7 protein-coding genes are annotated in these 6,148 nt (G+C 62.3%); 3 read left to right on the forward strand and 4 right to left on the reverse strand.

Annotated elements, in window-relative coordinates; genetic code table 11:
- From EN939_RS17265 to EN939_RS17275, 3 genes are all read left to right on the forward strand, one after another.
- Window positions 1-807, forward strand: an 807-nt coding sequence (locus EN939_RS17265) for a FliG C-terminal domain-containing protein (protein WP_127268989.1), incomplete at its 5' end; no start/stop codon positions are given.
- Window positions 808-816: 9 nt separating this feature from the next.
- Window positions 817-1,899: a flagellar biosynthesis protein FlhB gene (flhB, locus tag EN939_RS17270; protein ID WP_127268990.1), complete on the forward strand. Its 1,083-nt coding sequence runs from the start codon at window positions 817-819 to the stop codon at window positions 1,897-1,899.
- Window positions 1,896-2,333: a hypothetical protein gene (locus tag EN939_RS17275; RefSeq protein ID WP_127268991.1), complete on the forward strand. Its 438-nt coding sequence runs from the start codon at window positions 1,896-1,898 to the stop codon at window positions 2,331-2,333. Before flhB ends, EN939_RS17275 begins: the two co-directional genes overlap by 4 nt.
- Window positions 2,334-2,367: 34 nt before the next feature.
- Here the strand turns inward: EN939_RS17275 and EN939_RS17280 are convergent, their stop codons facing one another.
- From EN939_RS17280 to EN939_RS17295, 4 genes are all read right to left on the reverse strand, one after another.
- Window positions 2,368-3,138, reverse strand: coding sequence for a response regulator transcription factor (locus EN939_RS17280; RefSeq protein WP_127268992.1), 771 nt, complete (start codon window positions 3,136-3,138; stop codon window positions 2,368-2,370).
- Window positions 3,135-3,845 (reverse strand): helix-turn-helix transcriptional regulator, encoded by a 711-nt coding sequence (locus EN939_RS17285; RefSeq protein WP_127268993.1) that lies wholly within the window; start codon window positions 3,843-3,845, stop codon window positions 3,135-3,137. Before EN939_RS17285 ends, EN939_RS17280 begins: the two co-directional genes overlap by 4 nt.
- A 553-nt stretch (window positions 3,846-4,398) precedes the next feature.
- Entirely contained in the window at window positions 4,399-5,430 is a 1,032-nt protein-coding gene (locus EN939_RS17290) for a histone deacetylase family protein (protein WP_127268994.1), read from the reverse strand.
- 26 nt (window positions 5,431-5,456) lie between these two features.
- Window positions 5,457-6,148, reverse strand: a 692-nt coding sequence (locus EN939_RS17295; RefSeq protein WP_245473109.1) for a TetR/AcrR family transcriptional regulator, incomplete at its 5' end; no start/stop codon positions are given.

The following is a 6,148-nucleotide window of genomic DNA, read 5'->3' on the forward strand; positions in this document are numbered from 1 at the left end:
GGGGCGGGATTGCTCGATTCCGCCGACAGGATGGACACCATCCTCAACGAATCGCTCTCGCCCGAAGAGATGAGCGCGATCATGGGCGACAAGAAATTCGAGGTCGCACCGGAAGGCCCGCCGCCGATCTGGCCCGAACTCGAAAAGCTCGAACCGGCGCGGCTTGGTGCCTTCCTGGCCGGCGAGCATCCGCAGACGGCGGCCATGGTGTTGTCGAAGCTGGCGCCGCAGGTGGCGGCCAACGTGCTGCTGACACTGACCAAGCCGATGCGTGGAGAAATCATCAAGCGCATGGTGACGATGGCCAATGTTCCCGACGCTGCCGCCAGGATCGTCGAAAACCGGCTGCGCGCCAGCGTGCTGGCGGAAACCTCGACCAAGGACACCTCGGCCGGGCAGGCGCGTGTCGCCAGCGTTCTCAACGAACTCGACAAGCCGCTGCTCGAGGAGGTCATGCAGGATCTGGAAGCAGCCGGCACGCCTGATCTCGACGGTGTGAGGGCTCGCCTGTTTGCTTTCGACGACTTGCCGTTGCTCACCCAGAAAGCCCGGGTGCTGCTGTTCGACGGGCTCTCGACCGAACTGGTCACGCTGGCCCTGCGCGGCACTTCGGCCGCACTCGCAGAATCGGTGCTGTCGGCCATCGGCGCCCGCTCGCGGCGCATGATCGAAGCCGAACTCGGACAGGGCTCGGACGGGGTCCCTCTCGCCGACATCACGGCGGCCCGCAAGACGATCGTTACGACGACGATCCGGCTGTCGCGCGAAGGCGCCTTCGAACTGCCCTCGACCCAAGACGCCGCCTAAGGCCGCGCCATGGCTGACGCGGTCGACAAGGATTCGAAAACCGAAGAGGCGACGGAAAAGAAGATCCGCGACACCATCGAACAGGGCAAACTGCCCCATTCGCGGGAGACAGCGCTCCTTGCCTCGTTCGTTGCCATCCTGGTGTTCACCGTCTTCTACGCCAAGGATGCGATCATCGATCTCGGCATGTTCCTGTCGATGTTCCTGGAGAAGCCGGAAGCCTGGCCGATGGACACCGAGACCGACGTCATCGCGCTCTACAAGATCGTCCTCCTCGAGGTTGGCCGCGCCATCCTGAGCCTGATGGTGCTGCTGACCGTCGCCGGCATCGGCGCCTCGGTGTTCCAGAACATGCCGCAATTCGTAGGCGAGCGGATCCGGCCGCAACTCTCGCGCATTTCGATCGCCAAGGGATGGAACAGGCTGTTCGGCATCCAGGGTTGGGTCGAGTTCCTGAAGTCACTCGGCAAGGTCGGGTTTGCCATCGTCGTGCTGAGCTTCACGCTGTCGGAAGACCACCGAAAGCTGCTCGCCGGGATGATCACCAATCCGGTCGCATTCGGTCTCGTCATCCGCGGCATCGCCGTCGACATCCTGGTGGCGATCGTCTTCGTCATGGGGCTGATCGCGGCAATCGACATCGTCTGGTCGCGCTTCCACTGGAAGCAGGATCTGCGCATGAGCAAGCAGGAGGTCAAGGACGAGTTCAAACAGTCCGAGGGCGACCCGATCGTCAAGTCGCGGCTGCGCTCGCTGGCGCGCGACCGGGCGCGCAAGCGGATGATGACGGCGGTGCCGCGCGCGACGCTGATCATCGCCAACCCAACGCACTTCTCGATCGCGCTGAAATATGTGCGCGACGAGGACTCGGCACCCATGGTGCTGGCCAAGGGGCAGGATCTGGTGGCGCTGAAAATCCGCGAGATCGCGCGGGAACACAACATCCCGGTCTTCGAGGACGTGGCGCTCGCCCGCTCCATGTACAAGCAAGTTTCGGTCGATAGTGTGATCCCGTCACAATTCTACCAGGCCGTCGCCGAACTGGTGCGGATCGTCTACTCGAAAAAGGCTGAGCGCAGACAGATTTCATGAACCGGCAACCACACGCAAAATCTCGCGAGATCATAGTCGCCAGCGCCATCGAGCAGGTGGTGGGGGAACTCAGGCTGATCGATGTCGCCGACTACATCGCCTTTATCCGGCTGGAGCATTTCGCGTGCCTGTCGGACCTGGTCGATTCAGCGGTCGAGTTGTTCTTCATGCCGGGCACTCTGCGGCTTGGCCATGGTGGTGAGGCGCATGTCGACTGGAGCGGCAGCCCGCGCATCGTGCTCGATCTGGAACTGAGGCCGCCCGGCGTCACCGTCTATTTCCAGCTGACGCTGAGCGAGCTCGGCGCTTCGGTGGCGGTCAACTACGTGTCGTTCGAGAAGCCGGGCGAAGACCCGGAGCACAATACGGCGCTGCTCGAGGCGGTGATCGAACAGGCGCGTATCCGCAAGGTCGAGCCGCTCGCCTATCGCTGACGTCGGTCGCTATCGAGCTGCCTGTCGAAAACCCCTATTCGATCAAGCCCAGCCGCAGCGCCTTGGCCACGGCCTGGTTGCGATTGACGGCGTTGAGCTTCTGGGTCGATTGGGTCAGATACTGGTTAGCGGTGTGCACCGATAGTTTCAGGAGCCGCGCGATCTCTTCGCTGGTGTTGCCGTTGGCGGTCAGCTTAAGGCATTCGAGCTCGCGCTTGGAGATTGCCCGCATGCGGCCGGTATCGCCCGGACGGATGCGGGCGACGGCGGCGAACAGCGAAAAGCAGCGGGCGTGTATTTCGTAGAGCGCATCCTGCTGCAAGGTCATCTCCGAGCCCAGGAATACGACAAGACCGCATTGGCCGCGGTCGGCGTGCACGGGAAAAGCGATGCCGCTGGTTCCGGGCACCAGCGCCGCCATCTGCTCGGTCCAGGCGAGAGTGGTAAACAGCTCCACCATGGCAAGGACGCCGTCATCCGTCCACCAGCGCGGTTCGGTCGAGAGGCGGGTGTGGCGCACGATCTCCTCGCCGTGGGCGCCTGAGATGAACTTGGTCGCCACGGCAATGCCCGGATAGTCGGAATCAAAGCATGGCACGAGCCGCGCCCGCTCGGGCGAGGGGCTTACGAAGAAGAGGCCGAAAGCCGAGGCATTCATGTCAACGGCGATCCAGCGGCAGCGGCGCACGGCATCGGGAATGGTGACCGCGTGATGGGTTTCGGAGCCAAGGGTGAAGGCTCCGAACGGGTTGCGCTGCTCGTTGAAAAGGGCTTCGGCCGTTTCCTTGATATCGGCGTGTTTCAAATGATGCCGCTCCTGATCGCCGTGGCGATGGCCATCGCGCGGTTGCTGGCCGCGAATTTCTGGATGGCGTGGGTGATGTAGCTGTTGACGGTGTTGGAGGAGACGCCAAGGATGACGGCGACCTCGTCGGTGGTCTTGCCTTCGGAAACCCAGAACAGGCATTCGCGCTCCCGATCCGACAACGGATCCTGCATGGCGGCAGCGGCAATCAGTTGCGGGATGTGCGAGAGCGCGTAGCAGCATTTCAGTTGCGCCCGCATCAACGCCGGCTGGTCGATGCTGCCGGCGGTCGCCGCAGAGAACAGGGCGAACAGGCGCTGGCGACCGACATTAAGGCGCAGCGAATAGATTTCGGCATGGCCGAGCACGTCGAGAAGGCGGGCTTCCTCTCCGGTGATCAATCCGTCTGTTTCTGGTGCCCGGGATGCCACGAGCGGATGTGGACGGATACCTGGCGCGACGGTGAGCGCGCCTTGCGCGAGCCCGGCGATCAGCCGCTTGCCGATCAGCTCGATGGCATCGAAAATCCAGTTGGAGGAGACGATGCGCGCATCGTTGCGGTCCTGGTCGTGGACAATGGCGACCAACATGTAGCTGTCGGCGCCGATCTCGGCGGTCAGTTGCATGAAAAAGCTGGTGAGATCGCCGCGCGACGTCAGGCGCGAGCCCAATGTGTCGGATTGAAGAAGTGCGGCGGGACTGCTCATTCTTGTTGCTTTTGGCCGGAATCGTTTCTGCTGTCCGGATGCTGGAAGCCAGCCGCCAAACCCGAATACGCATTACTTTGACGAAGACACACGCGTGGCGCAGGGCTGCGCCGAACCAAATCCCGAATCCATTCAGGGAACGCGAAGCCGTCCGCGTCTGGTGCCGGAAAAGCTCCGGAACAAGAGACTTTGGGTGTTCGCCGCGCCCCCCAAGGACCGGCTGATTCGGGTCTAATCTACCCGCAGTTGAATCTGACATCAAACGCGATTTGACAAAATCGAATCCGATGGACACACGTGCGACTCAGAGGTCGGTTTTCGCGCCTCGGAACAGAAGACCGGGACGCGAAAACCTTCGCCGGCCATTTCGGCGGCCGGTCGATTTCGCCAGGCTCGGGAGCATTGAACAGATGGGCGCGCCGGTTGCCGTGCCGAAGGCTGGTGCCTTGGCCCGATAGTGGGAACCGGGCGATGTTGCCGCCCGGTCCCGGCCGTCCCTTGCTTATGCCTGTCGTTGTCCCAAAACCGCTAGATGCTCCGGGACGACAGGCATTTACCGATCCTCGAACCCGGTCAGCACGCCGACCGCGTTGATGCCGATCTCCTCGACGGCATAGCCGCCTTCCATGACGAACAGCGTCGGCAGGCCGAGCCCGCCGATGCGGCGGCCGATCTTTGGATAATCAGATGTCTTCAGCTTGAACTGGCTGATCGGGTCCTTCTCGAACGTATCGACACCCAGCGAGACGATGACGACATCCGGTGCATAAGCGGTGAGCCTGGCGCAGGCATCCTCGAGCGAGGCGTTCCATGCATCCCAGTCGGTGCCGAAGGGCATCGGATAGTTGATGTTGAAGCCTTCGCCGGCACCCGCGCCGCGTTCGTCGGCATGGCCGAGGAAGAACGGGTACTCGACCATCGGATCGCCATGCAGATTGAGCACCTGGACGTCGGCACGGTCGTAGAAGATCTCCTGCGTGCCGTTGCCGTGGTGATAGTCGACATCGAGGATCGAGATGCGTTTGGCGCCCTGGTCGCGGAACCATTGCGCGGCGACGGCGGCGTTGTTGATGTAGCAATAGCCGCCCATGAAGCCAGCCCCGGCATGGTGGCCGGGCGGACGGCAGAGCGCGAAGGCGGAAGCCTCGCCATCCTTGACCAGGCCGGCGGCGGTCAGCGCCACATCGTAAGAAGACTTGATCGCAGCCCATGTGCCTTCGACGAAGGTGGCGCCGGCATCGAAGGAATAATAGCCGAGCAGTGCGTCGACGCGCTTTGGCGGCACGTCGCCGCGCAGGCCGCGCGTCGGCCAGGTGAAGGGCATCGCCGTGCCCGTGAGGCCTGCTTGCAGCCATTGCGGCCAGACCGTCGGAAGAAAGTCGATATAGTCCGATTTGTGGATGCGCTTGGCGGCGGCGAGGTCATGTTCGTGCGGCGCGATGATGGGACCCAGTTTCTCGCTTTCGACCCGTGCCTTGATGAATTCGGCCCTCGATGGCTTTTCGAAACCCGGCACGATGGCTGATGTGACCAGTTCCATTTGGCCGGCATGGCCGGCGTGAAGGGGGGAGAAAACAGTCTTCATAAATTCCTCTCGAAGTGCGAAATCAGTCAAGATTCAAGATTGAGATAAGGGCTCACCAGAGCGAGCCACATTCTTTCCACATCATCCTCGATGAGGTCGTATGTCTTGCGGTCGCTTTTCAACCCGACAAGCCGGCAGGCGTGCCCGACGTCCATCATCAGCACGCCGAGCCGGCTGGCGATCTTGTCTTCAAGCGCCGGGTTCACATGCTGCAGCCATGCGGCGTAGAGCGCGATGATCTGCTCGTCATATTCGTTCTGGATCGGCCTGAGGTCGGCATTGCCTGAAATGGCCTCGATCACCGGCATCAGGCTGGCGTTTTCGAGGTAGAGTCTGGACGTGTCGATGAAGAGCTTGCGCACTTCGCGCCGAAACTCTTCACGGTTGGTGGGCGGGGCGACCTTGATACGCTTGGCGATCACCTCGGGAAAGGATGACAGCCAGCGCCGGGCGAGGTCCAGAAGAATGGCTTCCTTGTTGGGAAAGTATTGGTAGATCGAACCAACCGACAAGCCTGCGCGCTGCGCAATGGCGAGCGTCGTGGGCGTCTTGGTTCCTTGCTCCCGCGTCAAGACCAGCGCTGCGTCGAGAATCCGGTCGACCACCTTGCTGGAGCGTTGTTGCCGCGGCTGTTTGCGCGGTTCGAGCGCTATCCTGGTTTTGCGATCGAGACTGCGCTTCACTGTCCGATGTCCTCGTTCCCCGCCCGGTCTCAACA

The organism is Mesorhizobium sp. M7A.F.Ca.CA.002.05.1.1 (assembly GCF_003998335.1).
GTDB lineage: Bacteria > Pseudomonadota > Alphaproteobacteria > Rhizobiales > Rhizobiaceae > Mesorhizobium.